This window comes from Burkholderia sp. A9, assembly GCF_000801975.1.
This window is the reverse complement of sequence record NZ_JSZN01000001.1, coordinates 14,732-35,313: the sequence shown is the minus strand read 5'-3', so window position 1 is coordinate 35,313 and position 20,582 is coordinate 14,732. Positions and strand designations below refer to the sequence as shown.

The window sequence follows — 20,582 nt, the reverse complement described above, 5'->3', positions numbered from 1 at the left end:
TTTCGAGCCCGAACCCGAGCCCCATGACGCCCGCGCCCCTGAACACCGTTTTCGATTCGCCCGACAGCACGTTGCTCGCGCTGGCGATGCTGCCACCCGCGGTGCAGTATGCGTTCGCCATCGTGCTCGGTCTGTGCGTCGGCAGCTTCGTGAACGTCGTCGTGCACCGGATCCCGGTGATGATGCAGCGCGCGTGGCAGGCCGAAATCGCCGAAGCGACCGGCAACGCGAGCGCGGCGCCGGACGACGGCTATCCGGCGCACTACGATCTGTGGCGCCCGCGCAGCGCATGCCCGCACTGCGGCCACGTGCTGCGCGCATGGGAAAACATCCCGCTCTTCAGCTACCTGATGTTGCGCGGGCGCTGCCGTCAGTGCGGCCACGCGATCGGCGTGCGCTATCCGCTGGTCGAGCTCGCGGGTGCGCTGCTGGCGGCCGGTTCGCTCGCCGCGTTCGGCCCCACCGTCGCCGCACTCGCCGCGTTCGGGCTGTGCGCCGCGCTGCTGGCGATGAGCGCAATCGATATCCGGACCGGCTACCTGCCCGATTCGATGACGCTGCCGCTGCTGTGGGCCGGGCTCGCACTGAACCTCGCCGGCACGTTTACGTCGCTGCGCTCGGCCGTGATCGGCGCGATGGCCGGCTACCTGTTCCTGTGGTCGATCTACTGGCTGTTCAAATGGCTGCGCGGCATCGAGGGCATCGGCTTCGGCGACCTGAAGCTGCTTGCCGCGCTCGGCGCATGGATGGGCTGGACCGCGCTGCCGCAGGTCGTGCTGTTCGCCGCGGTGACGGGCGCGATCGTCGGACTCATCGCGACCTGGCGCGGCCGCATGCGCTTCGAGGAGCCGATTCCGTTCGGTCCATTCCTCGCTGCGGGCGGCGTCGCGACGCTGTTTTTCGGCACCCCTTTTTATCTGACGCTCGGCGGCTGACATGATGCACCGCCCGCGTCCGCTTTGTTCGCTGCGCCGCGGGGAGGCGATGCGCTTCCTTGTGGCGGCCCGGCGGAGGCTGACATGTTTGCAATAGGACTCACCGGCGGCATCGGCAGCGGCAAGACGACCGTCGCCGACCTGTTCGCCGTACGCGGTGCATCGCTCGTCGATACCGATCTGATCGCGCACCGCATCACCGCACCGGCTGGTCTCGCGATGCCGGCGATCGAACAGGCATTCGGGCCGGATTTCATCGCGGCGGACGGCTCGATGGATCGCGCCAGGATGCGTGCACTGATTTTCAGCGACGACGACGCACGCCGGCGCCTCGAAGCGATCACGCATCCGCTGATCCGTGCGGAGACCGATCGCGAAGCCCGCGAAGCGCAGGGCTCTTACGTGATGTTCGTCGTGCCGCTGCTCGTGGAGTCAGGCAATTGGAAGGCGCGCAGCAATCGGGTGCTCGTCGTCGACTGTCCGGTCGAAACGCAGATCGCACGTGTTATGCGGCGCAATGGTTTCACGCGCGAACAGGTCGAAGCGATCATCGCGAGACAGGCGACGCGCGAAGCGCGTCTCGCGGCGGCCGACGACGTGATCGTCAACGATGCAACGACGCCCGATGCGCTCGCCGCACAGGTCGATGCACTGCATCAACGCTATCTCGGATTCGCGGGCGCTACACGCTGATCGGCGCGCGCAATCGTGATGGCGTACGAAATTGGCGCGTTGCTAGGGTAGAGAGTGAGCATTAGAATGTCCTGCATTGTTTCAATCCTTACCCGAGAGGCGAGCGCGCTTGATTCTTTACGAGTATCCGTTCAACGAGCGAATTCGCACGCTGTTGCGCCTCGAAGACCTGTTCGAGCGCTTCGCGTTCTTTTTGGCTCAGGAAGACCCGCGTGAACACCACGTCGCGCTGACGACGTTGTTCGAAATCGCCGAGGTGACAGGCCGCGCGGATCTGAAATCGGATCTGATGAAGGAGCTCGAACGTCAGCGCCAGACGCTCGCCCCCTTTCGCGGCAATCCGGGCATCGAGCAGAACGCGCTCGAAGCCGTGCTCGGCGAAATCGAGCAGACGCTCGCCAATCTTGCGCAGATGCAGGGCAAGACCGGGCAGCATCTGGTCGACAACGAGTGGCTCGCCAGCATCCGCAGCCGCGCAGTGATTCCCGGCGGCACGTGCAAGTTCGACCTGCCGTCCTACTATGCTTGGCAGCAATGGCCCGCCGAACAGCGGCGCCAGGACATCGCGAAATGGATCCTGCCGCTGCTGCCGCTGCGCGACGCCGCGGCGATCGTGCTGCGGCTTGCGCGCGAATCAGGCCAGGCGTCGAAGGTGATGGCGATGCAGGGCAGCTACCAGCAGATGCTGTCGGGGCGCACCTACCAGCTGATGCAGGTACGCGTGCCGCCGGAACTGCGCGTGATTCCCGAAGCGAGCGCCAACAAATACATGCTGTGGGTACGGTTCACCATGCAGGACGGCGACGTGCGGCCGCGCGCGGTGGACATCGACGTGCCGTTCCATCTGACCCTGTGCAATCTGTAACGGCCGCGTGCCGGTCCGACGCTTTCGTATGACTACTGTTGTGAAATGTCCTTCGTGCGGCGCAGAAGTGCGCTGGACGCCTGAAAACAAGTTCCGTCCGTTCTGTTCGGCCCGCTGCAAGCAGCTCGACCTCGGCGCATGGGCCGCGGAAAAGTACCGGATCGGAGGATCCTCCGACGAAGGTCCGTCGTCGGAGGAGGACGGCACCGACGGCCGCCGCGACAGCTGAACGGCGCACGGCACCGCCCGTCGGCGGATCTGGCCCGCCTTTCAGGCGGGCCGCCACGGCGTCATTGCGACGCCGCTTCCTTCTCGAGCAGTTCCAGCACCGGCAGCGCAGCCGGCAACAGCGGCGCGACGTCGACCGGCAGTTGCTGCCACACGAACGCCTGCCCTTCCTTGCTGTGCGGCTCGCCCGTCCAGCCCGTCACCTTGCAGAAATAGAGCCGCACGTACGCGTGCGGATAATCGTGCTCGAGCGTATGCCAGCGGTGGCTGGCGGTGACGACGATGCCGAGTTCCTCGTGCAACTCGCGCGCCAGCGCGTCTTCGACGCTCTCCCCGACCTCCAGCTTGCCGCCCGGAAACTCCCAGTAGCCTTCGTACGGCTTGCCCTGCAGCCGTTGCGCGAGCAGGTAACGGCTGCGGCCGACCGGCCCGTCCGGCTGCACCATCACGCCGACCGCGACTTCCGTCACCTTGCGGCCGTCGGGCGCGCGCACCGCGCCCGCTGCGGAATCCACACTCATGCCTGCTCCTTGCGGCCCGACCAGTCGCGCGCGAACTGCCACGCGACGCGCCCCGAGCGCGAACCGCGCTCGAGCGCCCAGACGAGCGCGTCGCCGCGCGCGGTCTCGATCTCGGCGTCCGCGCAGCCGAAATGACGCAGCCAGTGTGCGACGATGTCGAGGTAGTCGTCCTGCTTGAACGGGTAGAAACTGACCCACAGGCCGAAGCGCTCCGACAGCGAGATCTTCTCCTCGACGACTTCGCCGGGATGGATCTCGCCGTCCGGCAGATGCTTGTACGACTCGTTGTCGCTCATGTATTCGGGCAACAGATGACGGCGGTTCGACGTCGCGTAGATCAGCACGTTGTCGGACTGTGCGGCAATCGAGCCGTCGAGCGCGACCTTCAGCGCCTTGTAGCCCGATTCGCCCTCCTCGAACGACAGGTCGTCGCAAAACACGATGAACCGCTCCGGACGCTGCGAGATCAGCTCGACGATGTCGCCGAGGTCATGCAGGTCGTCCTTGTCGACCTCGATCAGGCGCAGCCCGTCCTTCGCATACGCGTTCAGGCACGCCTTGATCAGCGACGACTTGCCGGTGCCGCGGGCACCGGTCAACAGCACGTTGTTCGCCGGCTTGCGCTGCACGAACTGTCGCGTATTTTGTTCGATCAACCCTTTCTGCCGATCGATGTTGTGCAGGTCGTCGAGCGTGATCGACGACGCAGCCGGCACCGGCTGCAGATAGCCACGCCCCTGGCGCTTGCGCCAGCGGAACGCGGTAGCGGCATTCCAGTCGACGGCCGTCGGCGCGGGCGGCAGTATCCCCTCGAGGCGGCCGAGCAACGCTTCCGCGCGCGTCAGAAACTGTTCGAGCTTGTCCATGTTCTTCAAGCGCTCCGATCAGGAGCGGTAATCCGCGTTGATGCTCACGTAATCGTGCGACAGGTCACACGTCCAGACGGTTGCGTGCGCGTCGCCACGGCCGAGCAGCACGCGAATCGTGATTTCGCTCTGCTTCATCACGCGCTGGCCATCTTCTTCCTGGTACGCCGGGTTGCGGCCCCCGGCCTTCGCGACGAGCACGTCGTCGAGATAAAGATCGATCTTGCCCACATCGAGATCCGTGACGCCCGCATAGCCGATCGCCGCGAGAATTCGGCCGAGGTTGGGGTCGGATGCATAGAAGGCCGTCTTCACGAGCGGCGAATGGCCGATCGCGTACGCGATCTGGCGGCACTCGGCGACGTTCTTGCCGCCTTCGACCTGCACCGTCATGAATTTCGTCGCGCCTTCGCCGTCGCGCACGATCAGCTGCGACAGCACCTGGGCGACCTGCGTGACCGCGTCGCGCAGCGCCGCATAGGCCGGCGAATCGGTCGACGTGATCGCGGGCAGCGTGCTCTTGCCCGACGCGATCAGGATGAACGAGTCGTTCGTCGACGTGTCGCCGTCGATCGTGATGCAGTTGAACGAGCGGTCGGCCACTTCCTTCACGAGCGTATCGAGCACCGGCTGCGCGACATTGGCGTCGAATGCGAGGAAGCCAAGCATCGTCGCCATGTTCGGCTTGATCATGCCCGCACCCTTGCTGATGCCCGTCAGCGTGACCGTGTGGCCGTCGATCGTCACCTGGCGCGACGTGGCCTTCGGCAGCGTGTCGGTCGTCATGATCGCCTGCGCGGCGTCGAACCAGTGCGCGGCCTTGCGGTTCGCGAGCGCAGCCGGCAGCCCGGCCTTCAGGCGGTCGATCGGCAGCGGTTCGAGAATCACGCCGGTCGAGAACGGCAGCACCTGCGCGGCGTCGATGCCCGCGAGGCGTGCGAGTTCCGAGCAGGTTTCGCGCGCGTTCACGAGGCCCGGCTCGCCGGTGCCCGCATTCGCATTGCCCGTATTCACGACGAGCGCGCGGATGCCTGCGCTGCCCGCGCGCACCTTTGCCAGGTGTTCGCGGCACACCGTCACGGGCGCGGCGCAGAAGCGGTTTTCGGTGAATACGCCGGCGACCGTCGCCCCTTCTTCGACGGAAATGACCAGCACGTCCTTGCGATTCGGCTTGCGGATGTTCGCTTCCGCCCAGCCGAGCGTGACGCCGGCGACGGGATGCAGTTGGGCGGGATCGATCGACGGAAAATTGACAGCCATGGGGCACACCTGCCGGATGGAAAATGCCGGCACGCGCCGGCATCGATTGGAAGAACCGGCGGCCGCACGAGCGGGCCGCCGCAACTCACATCACTGACTCGAAGCTGCGAACGAAGCGGCACGCGCGATGCGCGCCGCCGCCGATCATGACAGCTTCCCGTGACATTGCTTGTACTTCTTGCCGCTGCCGCACGGGCACGGGTCGTTGCGGCCGACCTTCGGCATCTCGCCGCCGGGGCCGCTGTGGGTCATCGCGCTGCCGACCATGTCGGCCGTCGCCGTGGCCGCGGTGGCGGCCGCGACGTTCGCGACCGGCGCGCCGGATTCCGCATAGTCGGCGTGCTGGTATTCGACGTTCTCGAGATGACCGCCGCGCTCCTCGATCTGCTCGGCGGCCTCCTCGAGTTGCTCCGGCGACTGGATCTGCACGTTCATCACGATGCGCGTGACTTCCTGCTTGATCGCCTCGAGCATCGCGGCGAACAGCTCGAACGCTTCGCGCTTGTATTCCTGCTTCGGGTTCTTCTGCGCATAACCGCGCAGGTGGATGCCCTGGCGCAGGTGGTCGAGCGCCGCGAGGTGTTCGCGCCACAGGCGGTCGACCGTCTGCAGCATCACCGAACGCTCGAACGCGCTGAACGATTCGCGGCCGACCAGCGCGACCTTGGCCTCGTACTGCTCGTCGGCGGAGGTCGTCACGGCGTCGAGAATCTCCTCGGCCGTGATCGACGACGACTCGTTCACCATTTCCTGGATCGCGAGGTCGAGCTGCCAGTCGTTGCGCAGCGCTTCCTCGAGCTCGGGCACGTCCCACTGTTCCTCGATGCTGCCTTCCGGCACGAACTGGTGGACGACTTCGGCAATCACGCCGTGACGCATCGCGGAGATCGTCTCGGTGATGTCGTGGGCTTCGAGCAGTTCGTTGCGCTGCTGGTAGATCACCTTGCGCTGGTCGTTCGACACGTCGTCGTATTCGAGCAGCTGCTTGCGGATGTCGAAGTTGCGCGCTTCGACCTTGCGCTGCGCGGATTCGATCGAGCGCGTGACGATGCCGGCCTCGATCGCCTCGCCTTCCGGCATCTTCAGGCGATCCATGATCGAGCGCACGCGGTCGCCCGCGAAGATGCGCAGGAGCGGATCGTCGAGCGACAGGTAGAAGCGCGACGAGCCCGGATCGCCCTGGCGGCCCGCACGGCCGCGCAGCTGGTTGTCGATCCGGCGCGATTCGTGACGCTCGGTGCCGATGATGTGCAGGCCGCCCGCGGCCTTCACCTGTTCGTGCAGCGTTTCCCACTCGTCGTGCAACTGCTTGATGCGGCGTGCCTTTTCGTCGGCCGGAATCGCGTCGTCGGCATCGATGAACGCAGCCTGCTTCTCGGCGTTGCCGCCGAGCACGATGTCGGTACCGCGACCGGCCATGTTGGTCGCGATCGTGATGCGGTTCGGACGGCCGGCTTCCGCGACGATCGCGGCTTCACGCTCGTGCTGCTTCGCGTTCAGCACTTCGTGCGGCAGCCCGGCCTGCTTCAGCAGATGCGACAGCAGTTCCGAGTTCTCGATCGACGTCGTGCCGACCAGCACCGGCTGGCCGCGCTCGTAGCACTCGCGAATGTCGCGGATCACCGCGTCGTAGCGCTCCTTGGCCGTCTTGTAGATCTGGTCCTGCTTGTCGAGCCGCTTCGGCGGACGGTTGGTCGGGATCACGACCGTCTCGAGGCCGTAGATCTCGTTGAATTCGTACGCTTCGGTGTCCGCGGTACCCGTCATGCCCGCCAGCTTCGCGTACATCCGGAAGTAGTTCTGGAACGTGATCGACGCGAGCGTCTGGTTCTCGCTCTGGATCTTCACGTGCTCCTTGGCCTCGACCGCCTGGTGCAGGCCGTCGGACCAGCGGCGGCCCGCCATCAGGCGGCCCGTGAATTCGTCGACGATGACCACTTCGCCGTTCTGCACGACGTAGTGCTGATCCTTGTGGAACAGCGTGTGTGCGCGCAGCGCGGCGTACACGTGGTGCATCAGCGTGATGTTCTGCGGCGCGTACAGGCTTTCGCCCTCGCCGATCAGGCCCCACTCGCCGAGCAGCCGCTCGGCCTTCTCGTGACCCGATTCCGTCAGGAACACCTGGCGCGCCTTCTCGTCGAGCGTGTAGTCGCCCGGCTTCTCGACGCCCGTGCCGTCGGCCTTCTCCTCGCCGATCTGGCGCTCGAGCAGCGGCGGCAGTGCGTTCATCCGCACGTACAGCTCGGTGTGATCTTCCGCCTGACCCGAAATGATCAGCGGCGTACGCGCCTCGTCGATCAGGATCGAGTCCACTTCGTCGACGACTGCAAAGTTCAGTGCCCGCTGCACGCGAGCGTCGGTCTCGTAGACCATGTTGTCGCGCAGGTAGTCGAAGCCGAACTCGTTGTTCGTGCCGTACGTGATGTCCGACGCGTAGGCCTGCTGCTTCTGGTCGTGCTCCATGCCGGACAGGTTGATGCCGACCGACAGACCGAGGAAGTTGTAGAGGCGCGCCATCCATTCGGCGTCGCGCTGCGCGAGGTAGTCGTTGACCGTCACGACGTGCACGCCGCGGCCTGCCAGCGCATTCAGGTACACCGGCAGCGTCGCGACGAGCGTCTTGCCCTCGCCGGTGCGCATTTCCGCAATCTTGCCGTAGTGGAGCACCATGCCGCCGATCATCTGCACGTCGAAGTGGCGCATCTTCAGCACCCGGCGGCTCGCCTCCCGGCAGACCGCGAACGCCTCGGGCAACAGCTTGTCGAGCGACTCGCCGCCCGCGATCCGCTGGCGGAATTCATCCGTCTTGCCGCGCAACTGGTCGTCCGTCAGCTTCTCGATCTGCGTTTCGAGCGCATTGATCGTCGCGACGGTCTTTTGGTATTGCTTGACGAGCCGCTGGTTGCGGCTGCCAAAAATTTTCTGGAGAAAACCGGTTGTCATCGGATCGGATCCTGCGTCGCAGCACCGGCGCCCGGCGCGTAGTGCGCGCCCCGACGCCCGAGCCTCGGCGGCTTAGCGAATTAGTGGAATCAAACGAGGAATTTTAGCACGCGGGGACGCCTGCGCCCGTGTCCCGGCCGGACCCGCACCATGCGGGGAAAGGGCGCCGACAACCGCGCGGACGGCCCGAAAGCCGCGCGTGCGCGGGCCGGCGCGGGGTACAATCGGCGTCAACGTCCGCGCGCTCGCGCGCCCGAAGAATGCCTCGATGAATCGATTTTCCAAGCGTTTCGGCCCAGTCGCCGCGTATCGCCCGCAACCCGTGTCCGAAGTGCTCAACCGCACCGACGCGTTCGCGGCGCTGCGCGCCGGCGTCGAACAGGTCGCGTCGCTGCAACGCGACCTCTCCGCGCTCCTGCCCGACTACCTGGCGAATCATGTCGAACCGGGCTCAATCAAGGATGGCACCCTGACCCTCTTTGCCGCGCACAACGCGCTCGCAGCCCGACTGCGGCAGGTCGAGCCGCGGCTGCTCGCCGATCTCCAGAAGCGCGGCTGGCCGGTCGCCGCGCTGCGCGTGCGCGTCCGTCCGAAGGACGCGCCGCCGCCGCCACATGTAAAGCAGGCGCGGATGACGTCCGTCGGCGCCGCCGCGTTGCGCGACCTCGCCGACCACCTCGAGCCGTCGCCACTGCAGGCCGCGCTGGCGCGGATGGCCGCGCGGCACGGCGCGAAATCGCCACGCTGAGCACAGCGCAAACAACGGCCGACCAACAAAAAAAGCGACCCGAAGGTCGCTTTTTTTATCGCTTGCGCCGGACGCCGGTTACGCGAAGGCCGTCTGCGTGTCGAACGCGAAGCCGCTCGGTGCGGACTGCGGATCCTCGAACGTGACGATCTCGTACGCGTCTTCGTTCGCGAGCAGTTCGCGCAGCAGCGCGTTGTTCAGCCCGTGCCCCGACTTGTACGCCGTGTACGACGCCAGCAGCGGATGACCGACCACGTACAGGTCGCCGATCGCGTCGAGCATCTTGTGCTTCACGAACTCGTCGTCGTAGCGCAGCCCGTCGTTGTTCAGGATCCGGTATTCGTCGAGCACGATCGCGTTGTCCATGCTGCCGCCGCGTGCGAGGCCCAGCTCGCGCATCATCTCGACTTCATGGGCGAAACCGAACGTGCGCGCGCGCGCGATCTCGCGCACGTACGACGTGTTCGCGAAGTCGACCTCGAGTTCCTGGCCGGTCTTGTCGACGGCCGGATGACGGAAGTCGATCGTGAACTTCAGCTTGAAACCGAAATACGGATCGAGGCGTGCGAACTTGTCGCCGTCGCGGATCTCGACCGGCTTCTTCACCTTGATGAAGCGCTTCGGCGCGTTCTGCTCCTCGATGCCTGCCGACTGGATCAGGAACACGAAGGACGCGGCGCTGCCGTCCATGATCGGGATTTCCTCGGCCGTCACGTCGACATAGAGGTTGTCGATCCCGAGGCCGGCGCACGCCGACATCAGGTGCTCGACGGTCGACACGCGCGCACCATCCTTCTGCAGCACCGACGCGAGCCGCGTGTCGCCGATCGACATCGCGGATGCCGGAATGTCGACGGGCGTGGGCAGGTCGACGCGCGAGAAAACGATACCCGTGCCCGGCGCGGCCGGACGGAGCGTCAGTTCAACCTTGCGGCCCGAGTGGAGACCGATGCCCACGGTCTTCACGATCGATTTGATGGTGCGCTGCTTCAGCATGGTGTTCTTCATCTTGATTGAGAATATCAATCAGGAGTTATATTCAATAGGTGGGATTATAGCGTAATTCCCTATTCGACGCTGTTTGAAACTGCGTATCAATCTGTTTCGACTGTTTACCCGCGCCGATACGGGACGGGCCGATGCCCGGAACGGAGGCGTTTCCGGTCATCGGCCCGTGTTACAACTGTCCCGAGGCGGGTGAGCAGCGTTGCCGGCAGGCAACGGCGCACCGCACGATCAGGACTTCAACGTCGCAAGCACACTCGCCGCATCGCTCACTTCGAACTTGCCCGGCGCTTCGACGGCCAGCGTCTTGACCACACCGTCGTCGACCACCATCGCGTAGCGCAGGGAACGGATTCCCATGCCACGCGCGGACAAATCCTGCGTCAGCCCCAGCGCATGAGTGAAAGCAGCGCTGCCGTCCGCCATCATGCGCACCTTGCCCGCGGTGTGCAGATCACGTCCCCATGCGCCCATCACGAATGCGTCGTTGACGGACACGCACCAGAGCTCGTCGATGCCCGCCGAGCGCAGTTGCTCGGCGTACTCGACATAGCCCGGCACATGCTGCGCCGAGCAGGTCGGCGTGAAAGCGCCCGGCAATCCGAAGATCACCACCCGCTTTCCCGCAACCTGGTCGCGCACGCTGTAGGCATTTGGCCCCAGCGTGCAGCCTTCGCGCGCGTCGTCGATGAACTCGAACAGTTGCGCGTCGGGCAGCGCGTCGCCCACTTGAATCATGGCTGGTCCCTCATAGCGATTCGGTTTTTCGGCGTATTGCGGACAGCACGTCCCATCCCGCTCCGCTCATGCGAAGAGGGCACGTTTCCCGGCCCGGCGTCGCATCCGACGCGGCCTGTCGTGGTCCGTAGCATCCGTCACGCCGGCGTTACCGCGGCGACCCCGCCGCGGCTTCGCCTGTGTGTGCGTCGTCAGTCAGCCTGCTTGCGCAGGAAAGCCGGGATGTCGTACGTGTCGACACCCTTCTCCTGCAGCGCCTGCACGTGCGATGCCGCGGTTTCGCGCGAATTGCGCCACACCGCCGGCGTATCGAGCGCGCCGTAGTCGGCCGTGCTGACGTGATGCTGCTGTGCATAGCCGTGCGACACCGCGCTGACCGGCTGGTTGTCGGTACCGGTACGCAGCAGCGTCATCGGAGCCGATTGCTGCTTCTTCGCCGCACGGCCCAGACCCGTCGCCACGACCGTCACGCGCAGTGCATCGCCCATCGCGTCGTCGTACACCGCACCGAAGATCACCGTCGCATCTTCCGCCGCGTAGCTCTTGATCGTGTTCATCACTTCGCGCGTTTCCGACAGGCGCAGCGAACGGCTCGACGTGATATTGACCAGCACGCCGCGCGCGCCCGACAGATCGACGCCTTCGAGCAGCGGGCTCGCCACGGCCTGTTCCGCCGCGAGGCGTGCGCGATCGACGCCGGCGACCGTCGCCGTGCCCATCATCGCCTTGCCCTGTTCGCCCATCACCGTCTTCACGTCTTCGAAGTCGACGTTCACGAGGCCATCGACATTGATGATTTCAGCAATGCCTGCAACCGCGTTGTTCAACACGTCGTCCGCGCACTGGAAGCACTTGTCCATCTCGGCGTCGTCGCCCATCACGTCGAACAGCTTGTCGTTCAGAACGACGATCAGCGAGTCGACGTGATCCTCCAGTTGCTGCGAACCTGCTTCCGCGACGCGCATCCGCTTGCCGCCTTCGAACTCGAACGGCTTGCTGACGACACCCACCGTCAGGATGCCCATCTCCTTCGCGATCTGCGCGACCACCGGCGCTGCGCCCGTGCCCGTGCCGCCGCCCATGCCGGCCGTGATGAACACCATGTGCGCGCCGCGCAGTGCATCGGCGATGCGCTCGCGCGCTTCTTCCGCCGCGGCACGGCCCATTTCCGGCTTCGCACCGGCGCCGAGGCCCGTGTTGCCCAGCTGAATCACCGACGATGCGCGCGAACGCGACAGCGCCTGGGCATCCGTGTTCATCACGATGAAGTCGACGCCTTGCACGCCGCGGTTGATCATGTGCTGAACGGCATTGCCGCCAGCGCCGCCAACGCCGACCACCTTGATGATGGTGCCGTTGGTTTCGGTTTCCAGCATTTCGAATTCCATTGTTGCCTCCGTCAAGAAAATAAACCTACTCGGCCGTTATTCGGCAGGAGATCGGGCAACCCCCTGTCGCGCGCCAGCCGCCGGCACCAGCGCGAATTTCGATTCGGTCGGTCAGAAGTTGCTCAGAAACCATTCCTTCATCCGCGAGAAGACCTGCCCCGCGTTGCCGGACTGCACGGCGACCTTGCGGCCGCGCATGCGCTGCGCACTCCCTTCGACGAGCAGGCCCATCGCCGTCGAGTAGCGCGGATTGCGCACGACGTCGGCGAGGCCGCCTGCATATTCCGGCGCGCCGATGCGCACCGGTTTCAGGAAAATGTCTTCGCCGAGCTCGACCATGCCCGGCATCATCGAAGCCCCGCCGGTAATGACCACGCCGGAGCTCAGCAGTTCTTCGTAACCCGACTCGCGCACGACCTGCTGCACGAGCGAGAACAGTTCCTCGACGCGCGGCTCGATCACGGCCGCGAGCGCCTGCCGCGACAGCGTGCGCGGGCCGCGTTCGCCGAGGCCCGGCACTTCGACCATCTCGTCCGGATCGGCGAGCGCCTGCTTCGCGATCCCGTAGCCGACCTTGATGTCTTCCGCGTCCGGCGTCGGCGTGCGCAGCGCCATCGCGATGTCGCTCGTGATCTGGTCGCCGGCGATCGGAATCACCGCGGTGTGGCGGATCGCACCTTCGGCGAAGATCGCGATGTCGGTCGTGCCGCCGCCGACGTCGACCAGCACCACGCCGAGATCCTTCTCGTCTTCCGTCAGCACGGCCAGCGACGACGCGAGCGGCTGCAGGATCAGGTCGTTCACTTCCAGCCCGCAGCGGCGCACGCACTTGACGATGTTCTGCGCGGCGCTGACCGCGCCCGTCACGATGTGCACCTTCACCTCGAGGCGGATGCCGCTCATCCCGATCGGCTCGCGCACGTCTTCCTGGCCGTCGATGATGAATTCCTGCGTGAGGATGTGCAGCACCTGCTGGTCGGTCGGGATGTTGATCGCCTTCGCGGTCTCGATCACGCGCGCGACGTCGGTCTGCGTGACTTCCTTGTCCTTGATCGCAACCATCCCGCTCGAATTGAAGCTGCGGATGTGGCTGCCCGCGATCCCCGTGAACACGTTGGTGATCTTGCAATCGGCCATCAGCTCGGCTTCCTCGAGCGCGCGCTGGATCGACTGCACGGTGGCCTCGATGTTGACCACCACGCCCTTCTTCAGACCTTTCGATTCGCTCTGGCCGAGGCCGATCACCTCGTAATGGCCCTCGCCCTTCAGCTCGGCGACGATGGCCACCACCTTCGACGTGCCGATGTCGAGGGAAACCAGCAGATCCTTGTAGTCTTTGCTCATAAAGTGCTCTTGCGTGTGATCTATCGTTACTTCTTGCGCTTGTCGGTATCGGTCAGGAACCGCATGCCTGCCGCACGAATCGCGAATCCGTTCGGATAACGCAGGTCCGCGTACTCGATGTCGTTGCCCCAGCGCTCCGTGACGGCCGGCCACGCGGCGACGAGGCGCTGGCTCCGGTCATGCAGGGTTTCGCCGGTACGCTCCTTGCCCAGTTCGACCTGCATGCCGTTCGACAGCTTCACCGTCCACGCATAGCGCGCCGACAGCGTCACTTCTTCCGGCGCCGCCTTCAGCGGCGCAAACCAGTTCGCGAAGTCGCGATACCGCGTGACGACTTCCTTCGCACTGCCCTCCGGGCCGTCGAACGCCGGCAGCTCCTGATCCAGCTCGCCCTGGTTCGCGGTGAACAGCTCGCCGTCGACGCTCACGAGCTGCGCGCTGCCCCAGGTCCCGAGCGGTTTGTACTCCTCGAGCGTGACAGCCAGCGCATTCGGCCACACGCGGCGCACGCTCGCGTGGCGCACCCACGGCATCTGCTCGAATGAGGCGCGCGCCGTGTCGAGATCGACCGTGAAGAAATTGCCCTTCAGCCGGCCAACCACGCCCGCGCGCACCGTCGGCGTGTTGATGTGCTCGGTGTCGCCATCGATCCGGATTTCGCGCAGCGCGAACGTCGGACGCTGGATCAGCCAGTAGCAGCCGGCCGCCGCCAACACGAGCAGCAGCAGCGCGTACAGCGCGCTGGCGGCAAGGTTGAGTTGGCGAACGTTGTTCCACATACTTCGTTCCGTTCCTGCGTCAGTCGTTGAGCGTAAGCGACAGCACCTTCACGACCAGCTCCGAATAGCTGATGCCGATCGAGCGCGCGGCCTTCGGCGGCAGCGAGTGGTCGGTCATCCCGGGGGCCGTGTTCACTTCGAGGAAATACGCGTTGCCGGCGGCGTCGAGCATGAAGTCGGCCCGGCCCCAGTCGGTGCAGCCGAGCACGTCGAACGCGCGGCGCGCAATGCGCTTCAGTTCCGTTTCCTGTTCGGCCGGCAGCCCGCACGGGATCAGGTACTGGGTATCGTCGGCGACGTACTTCGCGTGGTAGTCGTAGAACTCGCCCGCCGGCACGATCTTGATCAGCGGCAGGTCGAGGTCGCCGGCGATGCACGCGGTGTATTCGCCGCCGCCTTCGATGCTCTTCTCGACGATCACGATCTTGTCGTGCGTCGCGGCTTCCGACAGTGCGGCGGGCAACGCGTCGGCCGTCTTCACCTTCAGCACCGCGACGCTCGAGCCTTCGCTCGCCGGCTTCACGAACAGCGGCAGGCCGAGCTTTGCGACGATTTCCGTCGCGCGCGTCGCGTAGTCGTCACCGCGCATCACCGTCTCGAACGGCGGCGTCGGCACGCCCGTCTGTTGCCACACGAGCTTCGTGCGGAACTTGTCGAGGCCGAGCGCCGAGCCGAGCACGCCGCTGCCCGTATAGCGGATCCCGTAGAAATCGAGCGCGCCCTGGATCTGGCCGTTCTCGCCGTAGCCACCATGCAGCGCATTGAACGCGCGCACGAAGCCTTCGTCCTTCAGCGCCGACAACGGCCGCTCGGCCGGGTCGAACGGATGCGCGTCGACGCCCGCGTCGCGCAGGCCCTGCAGCACGAGGCGGCCCGAGGTGAGCGACACCTCGCGCTCGGCGGATTCGCCGCCGAACAACACTGCCACCTTGCCGAAACGTTTCGGATCGATCCCGCTCATGTCATGCCTTCTGTTGTGTGTTCTGCACGACCTTCGCCGGCACACCGCCGATCGAACCCGCGCCCATCGTGATCACCACGTCGCCGTTCTGCGCGACCTTGGCCAGTGCGTCCGGCACGTCGTCGACCGTCGTGACGAACACCGGATCGACCTTCCCCACCGCGCGCAGCGCGCGCGACAGCGCGTCGCCGTTGGCCGTCGCGATCGCCGCTTCGCCGGCGGCGTAGACTTCCGTCAGCACCAGCGCGTCGACCGTCGACAGCACGTTGACGAAGTCGTCGAAGCAGTCGCGCGTGCGCGTGTAGCGGTGCGGCTGGAACGCCAGCACGAGGCGGCGGCCGGGGAACGCGCCGCGCGCGGCCGCGATCGTCGCGGCCATCTCGACCGGGTGATGGCCGTAGTCGTCGATCAGCGTGTACTGGCCGCCGTCCGCGGCCGGCACCTCGCCGTAGCGCTGGAAGCGCCGGCCGACGCCGTTGAATTCCGCCAGCGCCAGCTGGATCGCGTCATCCGTCACGCCGAGGTCGGTGGCGATCGCGATCGCCGCGAGTGCGTTCTGCACGTTGTGCAGGCCCGGCATGTTCAGCACCACCGCGAGCGGCGCACGACCTTCCCGGATCACCGTGAAGTGCATCCGGCCGTCGCGCGCGTCGATGTCTTCCGCGCGCACCTGCGCGTCCGGCGACAGCCCGTAGCGCACCACCGGCTTCGAGATGAACGGGATGATCTGCCGCACGTTCGGATCGTCGACGCACACGACCGCGCTGCCGTAGAACGGCAAGCGCTGCGTGAACTCGATGAACGCCTGCTTGAGCCGCGCGAAATCGTGGCCGTAGGTATCCATGTGGTCGGCGTCGATGTTCGTGATGACTTCGATCACCGGGTACAGGTTCAGGAACGAGGCGTCCGACTCGTCGGCCTCGGCGACGATGAAATCGCCGGTGCCGAGCCGCGCGTTCGCGCCGGCGCTGATCAGCCGGCCGCCGATCACGAAGGTCGGATCGAGGCCGCCCGCCGCGAGCACGCTCGCGACGAGACTCGTCGTCGTGGTCTTGCCGTGCGTGCCGGCAATCGCGATCCCCTGCTTCAGGCGCATCAATTCGGCGAGCATCACTGCGCGCTGCACGATCGGCACGCGCTGGTGACGCGCGGCCAGCACTTCCGGGTTGTCCGAGCGCACGGCCGTCGACACAACGACCGCGTTCGCGCCCTCGATGTTCGCTGCGTCGTGGCCGATCGCGATCCGCGCGCCGAGCGCCGCGAGACGATCGGTCACCGCGTTGCGCGACAGGTCCGAGCCGCTGACCTCGTAGCCGAGGTTGACGAGCACTTCGGCGATGCCGCTCATGCCCGCGCCGCCAATCCCGACGAAATGAATATGTTTGACGATGTGTTTCATTGCAGTGTTTCCAGGTTCGCGCCGGCTACCTTCGCGCAGATGCGCGCGACTTCGTCGGTGGCCTCGGGCTTCGCCAGTGAGCGCGAACGCTCCGCCATGTCCGCAAGCGAGGCCCGCGACTGGTCGTGCAGCCAGTCAGCGAGCAGATCCGCCGACAGGTCGCGTTGTTGCACCAGCACCGCGGCCCCCGCATCGGCGAGGAACGCGGCATTGGTCGTCTGGTGATCGTCGACCGCGTGCGGAAACGGCACGAACAGCGCCGCCACGCCCACCGCCGCGATCTCGGACACCGTCATCGCGCCGGAACGGCAGATCACGAGATCCGCCGCCGCGTACGCGCACGCCATGTCGTCGATGAACGGCACGAGCCGAACGTCGTCGCCGCCCGCGAAACCGGCGGCCTCGTAGTTCGCCTTCAGCGCGTCGATGTGCTTCGCGCCGGCCTGGTGCACGATGCGCGGGCGCTCGCCCGGCGCCAGCAGCGCTAGCGCGCGCGGCACGACTTCGTTCAGCGCGGCAGCGCCGAGACTGCCGCCGACGACCAGCACGTTCAGCGGACCGCTGCGCGCCGCATAGCGTGCTTTGGGCGTTTCCGTGCGCGCAAGTTCCGCGCGAATCGGGTTACCGGTCCATTCCGCGTGCGGCAGCGCGCCGGGGAAGGCGACCAGCACGCGCTTCGCGAATTTCGCGAGCACCTTGTTCGTGAGACCCGCGATCGAATTCTGTTCGTGCAGCACGAGCGGACGGCCCGACAGTGCGGTCATCACGCCCGCCGGGAACGTGATGTAGCCGCCCATCCCGAGCACGACGTCCGGCCGCACGCGACGCAGCGCGCCGAGGCTCTGCCAGCACGCGCGCAGCAGGTTGAACGGCAGCATCAGCTTGGTCTTCAGGCCCTTGCCGCGCAGCCCGCCGAAGCGCACGTATTCCATCGGAATGCCGTGCTTCGGTACGAGCGTCGCTTCCATCCCGGCCGGATTGCCGAGCCATACGACGCGCCAGCCCGCCGCTTCCATCCGGTGCGCGACCGCGAGCCCCGGGAACACGTGGCCCCCGGTGCCGCCTGCCATCACCATCAGCGTGCGTCGCGACGCGGTCATACCTTCCCTCCCCGCATCAGTACGCGATTTTCATAGTCGACCCGCAGCAGTACGGCGAGCGAAACGCAGTTCAGCAAGATGCCCGAGCCGCCGTAGCTCACCAGCGGCAGCGTCAGGCCCTTGGTCGGCAGCAGCCCGAGGTTCACGCCCATGTTGATGAACGTCTGCGCGCCGAACCAGATGCCGATGCCCTTCGCCATCAGGCCCGCGAACGTGCGGTCGAGCGCGAGCGCCTGGCGGCCGATCTCGAACGCGCGGCGCACGATCCAGTAGAACAGCAGGATCACGACCAGCACGCCGACGAAACCGAGCTCCTCGCCGATCACCGCGAGGATGAAGTCGGTATGCGCTTCCGGCAGGTAGTTCAGCTTCTCGACGCTGCCGCCGAGGCCGACGCCGAACCACTCGCCGCGGCCGAACGCGATCAGCGAGTGCGTGAGCTGGTACGCCTTGCCCTGCGCGTAGCGTTCGTCCCACGGATCGAGATACGCGAAGATCCGTTCGCGACGCCACGGCGACAGCCATACGAGCATCGTGAACGTGCCGACCGCCGTCGCGACCAGGCCGCCGAACAACTTGCCGTTCACGCCACCGAGAAACAGCACGCCCATCGCGATCGCCGCGACCACCATGAACGCGCCCATGTCGGGTTCGAGCAGCAGCAGCGCGCCGACGAGGCCGACCGCGAACGCCATCGGCAGGAAGCCCTTCGCGAAGCTCTGCATGTACTCCTGCTTGCGCACCGTGTAGTTCGCCGCGTAGATCGTCACCGCGAGCTTCATGATTTCCGACGGCTGCATGTTCGTGATGCCGAGCGGAATCCAGCGGCGCGCGCCGTTCACGCCCTTGCCGACGTGCGGGATCAGCACGATCACGAGGCCGACCAGCGCGATCAGGAAGAGATGCGGCGCGTATTTGTCCCAGGTCGACACGGGCACGCGGAACGCGATCACCGCCGCGATGAACGCGACGACGAGCGACACGCAGTGGCGCATCAGGAATGCGTAATCGTGATACGACGCGTATTTCGGCGAATCCGGCATCGCGATCGACGCCGAATACACCATCACGACGCCGAGCCCGAGCAGCGCGATCGCGACCCACAGCAGCGAGTAGTCGAAGTCGAGCATGCGCGAGCGGCTCGGCCGCACGCCGCTGACGACGCTCGCGAGGCCGCCGGTCGCAGCGCGCGTGGCCGAGGCGACGCGGCCGCCCGCGGCATTGCCGCCGGTGTCGCGCCGGTCGTTGAAACGGGAGACGAGGCGATCGGACCAGCTCATGGCGTCGCTCCTTTGTCGATGGCGATTTCGTCCACCGCCGCGCGGAATACGTCCGCGCGATGGGCATAGTTCCTGAACATGTCGAGGCTCGCGCATGCGGGCGACAGCAGCACCGCGTCGCCCGGTTCAGCGAGCTCGGCCGCCGCACGCACCGCGCCTTCGAGCGTTGCGTGGTCGGCGAGCGGCACGCCGGTTTCGGCGAGCGTGTCGCGAATCGCCGGCGCGTCGCGGCCGATCAGCATCACCGCGCGACACCAGCGCGCGACCGGCGCGACCAGCGGCGCGAAGTCCTGCCCCTTGCCGTCGCCGCCCGCGATCAGCACGATCTTCTGTGCGAGCCCATCGAGCGCGGCAACCGTCGCGCCTACGTTCGTTCCCTTGCTGTCGTCGACGTAGTCCACGTCGTCGATCGTCGCGATCACTTCGACGCGATGCGCTTCGCCGCGGTATTCGCGCAGCGCGTGCAACAGCGGCGCGGCCGGCAGGTCGATCGCACGTGCGAGCGCGAACGCGGCCAGTGCGTTCGCCGCGTTGTGCAGCCCGCGGATACGCAGCGCATCGGCCGGCATCAGCCGCTTTTGCGCGATGTCCGGCGTATGTGCGCCGTCGCGCTTGCGCCGGCGGCTCGTCATCGTTTCGTCCGGCGCGTCGCGATCGACCGCTTCGACCAGCCACGCGATGCCGTTGTCGCGCGACAGGCCGTAGTCGCCCTCCTGCGCCGGTTCGTTCAGGCCGAACGTGACCGTGCGCGCGGCATCTGCCGCGCCTGCAGCCGGCGCGAACTTCATCACGGCTGCATCGTCGCGGTTCAGCACGCGGGTCGTCGTCGCGCCGAAGATCCGGCCCTTTGCCGCCGCATACGCGTCGAAGCTGCCGTGCCAGTCGAGGTGATCCTGCGTGATGTTGAGAATCGCGGCCGCGTCAGGCGCGAACGTGCGCGCGGTCTCGAGCTGGAAGCTCGACAGTTCGAGCACCCAGACGTCGGGCAGCGCGGTGTCGTCGATCGCGCCAGCGAGCCGGTCGAGCATCGCCGGGCTGATGTTGCCCGCGACGGCGACCTTCTTGCCCGCGCGCTGGCACAGCAGGCCGGTGAGGCTCGTCGTCGTGGTCTTGCCGTTGGTGCCGGTGATCGCGAGCACCTTCGGCTGGTAGCCGCTCGTGCCGAGCGCGCGCAACGCCTGCGCGAAGAATTCCAGTTCGCCCCACACCGCGATCCCGCGCTCGTGTGCGGCCGCGACCAGCGCCGCGAGTGCCGGTTCGAGCGGCGACAGGCCGGGGCTCAGCCCGACGATCTCGACACCGCCGTCAAGCAGCGCGGGCGTGAACGGCCCGCCGACGAACTCCGCATCGATGCCTTCGGCCTGCAGCGCGGCAAGGTTCGGCGGCGCCTCGCGGGTATCGGCAATACGCAGCCGGCACCCGTGCCTCGCGCACCATCGCGCGATCGCAAGGCCCGACTCCCCGAGCCCCAGTACGAGCACCATCGGCCGCTGCCGATCTCCAAACATCTCGCCAGACATCCTTGTTAC

At 66.4% G+C, this 20,582-nt stretch carries 19 protein-coding genes; 5 read left to right on the top strand and 14 right to left on the bottom strand.

Going from position 1 to position 20,582, the window contains the following annotated elements; all coding sequences use genetic code 11:
- The first annotated feature begins 23 nt into the window (after positions 1–23).
- The 4 genes from PI86_RS00150 to PI86_RS00135 all read left to right on the top strand — a co-directional run bounded on the left by PI86_RS00150 (position 24) and on the right by PI86_RS00135 (position 2,722).
- Positions 24–935 (top strand): prepilin peptidase, encoded by a 912-nt coding sequence (locus tag PI86_RS00150; RefSeq protein ID WP_039317348.1) that lies wholly within the window; start codon positions 24–26, stop codon positions 933–935.
- An 84-nt stretch (positions 936–1,019) separates the two neighbouring features.
- Positions 1,020–1,628, top strand: a complete 609-nt coding sequence (gene coaE / locus PI86_RS00145) for a dephospho-CoA kinase (protein ID WP_039317345.1) — start codon at positions 1,020–1,022, stop codon at positions 1,626–1,628.
- A 109-nt stretch (positions 1,629–1,737) separates the two neighbouring features.
- A complete protein-coding gene (gene zapD / locus PI86_RS00140; RefSeq protein ID WP_014898170.1) occupies positions 1,738–2,493 on the top strand; it encodes a cell division protein ZapD in 756 nt (251 codons plus the stop codon).
- Between the two features lie 28 nt (positions 2,494–2,521).
- Positions 2,522–2,722: a DNA gyrase inhibitor YacG gene (locus PI86_RS00135; RefSeq protein ID WP_039317342.1), complete on the top strand. Its 201-nt coding sequence runs from the start codon at positions 2,522–2,524 to the stop codon at positions 2,720–2,722.
- A gap of 61 nt (positions 2,723–2,783) precedes the next feature.
- Here PI86_RS00135 and PI86_RS00130 read toward each other — a convergent pair whose 3' ends face one another.
- From PI86_RS00130 to secA, 4 genes are all read right to left on the bottom strand, one after another.
- Positions 2,784–3,242, bottom strand: a complete 459-nt coding sequence (locus PI86_RS00130; protein ID WP_014898171.1) for an NUDIX domain-containing protein — start codon at positions 3,240–3,242, stop codon at positions 2,784–2,786.
- Entirely contained in the window at positions 3,239–4,108 is an 870-nt protein-coding gene (locus PI86_RS00125) for an ATP-binding protein (protein WP_014898172.1), read from the bottom strand. Before PI86_RS00125 ends, PI86_RS00130 begins: the two co-directional genes overlap by 4 nt.
- Positions 4,109–4,126: 18 nt before the next feature.
- A complete protein-coding gene (gene argJ, locus PI86_RS00120) occupies positions 4,127–5,368 on the bottom strand; it encodes a bifunctional glutamate N-acetyltransferase/amino-acid acetyltransferase ArgJ (protein WP_039317337.1) in 1,242 nt (413 codons plus the stop codon).
- 144 nt (positions 5,369–5,512) lie between these two features.
- Entirely contained in the window at positions 5,513–8,311 is a 2,799-nt protein-coding gene (gene secA, locus PI86_RS00115; RefSeq protein ID WP_039317334.1) for a preprotein translocase subunit SecA, read from the bottom strand.
- 268 nt (positions 8,312–8,579) lie between these two features.
- Here secA and PI86_RS00110 point away from each other — a divergent pair, with 268 nt between their 5' ends.
- A complete protein-coding gene (locus PI86_RS00110; protein ID WP_039317458.1) occupies positions 8,580–9,059 on the top strand; it encodes a DUF721 domain-containing protein in 480 nt (159 codons plus the stop codon).
- A 78-nt stretch (positions 9,060–9,137) separates the two neighbouring features.
- On the opposite strand, the gene lpxC is transcribed toward PI86_RS00110, so the two are convergent.
- From lpxC to murD, 10 genes are all read right to left on the bottom strand, one after another.
- Positions 9,138–10,055, bottom strand: coding sequence for a UDP-3-O-acyl-N-acetylglucosamine deacetylase (lpxC, locus tag PI86_RS00105; protein ID WP_039317455.1), 918 nt, complete (start codon positions 10,053–10,055; stop codon positions 9,138–9,140).
- A 240-nt stretch (positions 10,056–10,295) separates the two neighbouring features.
- Entirely contained in the window at positions 10,296–10,802 is a 507-nt protein-coding gene (locus tag PI86_RS00100) for a peroxiredoxin (protein WP_039317331.1), read from the bottom strand.
- Positions 10,803–10,993: 191 nt separating this feature from the next.
- Positions 10,994–12,190: a cell division protein FtsZ gene (gene ftsZ / locus PI86_RS00095; RefSeq protein ID WP_014898178.1), complete on the bottom strand. Its 1,197-nt coding sequence runs from the start codon at positions 12,188–12,190 to the stop codon at positions 10,994–10,996.
- 111 nt (positions 12,191–12,301) lie between these two features.
- Complete coding sequence (ftsA, locus tag PI86_RS00090) at positions 12,302–13,534, bottom strand: cell division protein FtsA (protein WP_014898179.1); 1,233 nt, start codon at positions 13,532–13,534, stop codon at positions 12,302–12,304.
- 26 nt (positions 13,535–13,560) lie between these two features.
- Complete coding sequence (locus PI86_RS00085; protein WP_039317328.1) at positions 13,561–14,313, bottom strand: cell division protein FtsQ/DivIB; 753 nt, start codon at positions 14,311–14,313, stop codon at positions 13,561–13,563.
- A gap of 19 nt (positions 14,314–14,332) precedes the next feature.
- Positions 14,333–15,274, bottom strand: coding sequence for a D-alanine--D-alanine ligase (locus PI86_RS00080; protein WP_039317325.1), 942 nt, complete (start codon positions 15,272–15,274; stop codon positions 14,333–14,335).
- Between the two features lies 1 nt (position 15,275).
- Positions 15,276–16,673, bottom strand: a complete 1,398-nt coding sequence (murC, locus tag PI86_RS00075; RefSeq protein ID WP_039317322.1) for a UDP-N-acetylmuramate--L-alanine ligase — start codon at positions 16,671–16,673, stop codon at positions 15,276–15,278.
- Positions 16,670–17,773 carry an undecaprenyldiphospho-muramoylpentapeptide beta-N-acetylglucosaminyltransferase gene (gene murG, locus PI86_RS00070; protein ID WP_039317320.1) on the bottom strand — a complete coding sequence of 368 codons (1,104 nt, stop codon included), beginning with the start codon at positions 17,771–17,773 and terminating at the stop codon, positions 16,670–16,672. The genes murC and murG overlap by 4 nt, the downstream gene beginning before the upstream one ends.
- Entirely contained in the window at positions 17,770–19,053 is a 1,284-nt protein-coding gene (gene ftsW / locus PI86_RS00065; RefSeq protein ID WP_039317317.1) for a putative lipid II flippase FtsW, read from the bottom strand. Before ftsW ends, murG begins: the two co-directional genes overlap by 4 nt.
- Positions 19,050–20,561, bottom strand: a complete 1,512-nt coding sequence (murD, locus tag PI86_RS00060; protein WP_039317314.1) for a UDP-N-acetylmuramoyl-L-alanine--D-glutamate ligase — start codon at positions 20,559–20,561, stop codon at positions 19,050–19,052. The genes ftsW and murD overlap by 4 nt, the downstream gene beginning before the upstream one ends.
- Positions 20,562–20,582 lie beyond the last annotated feature (21 nt).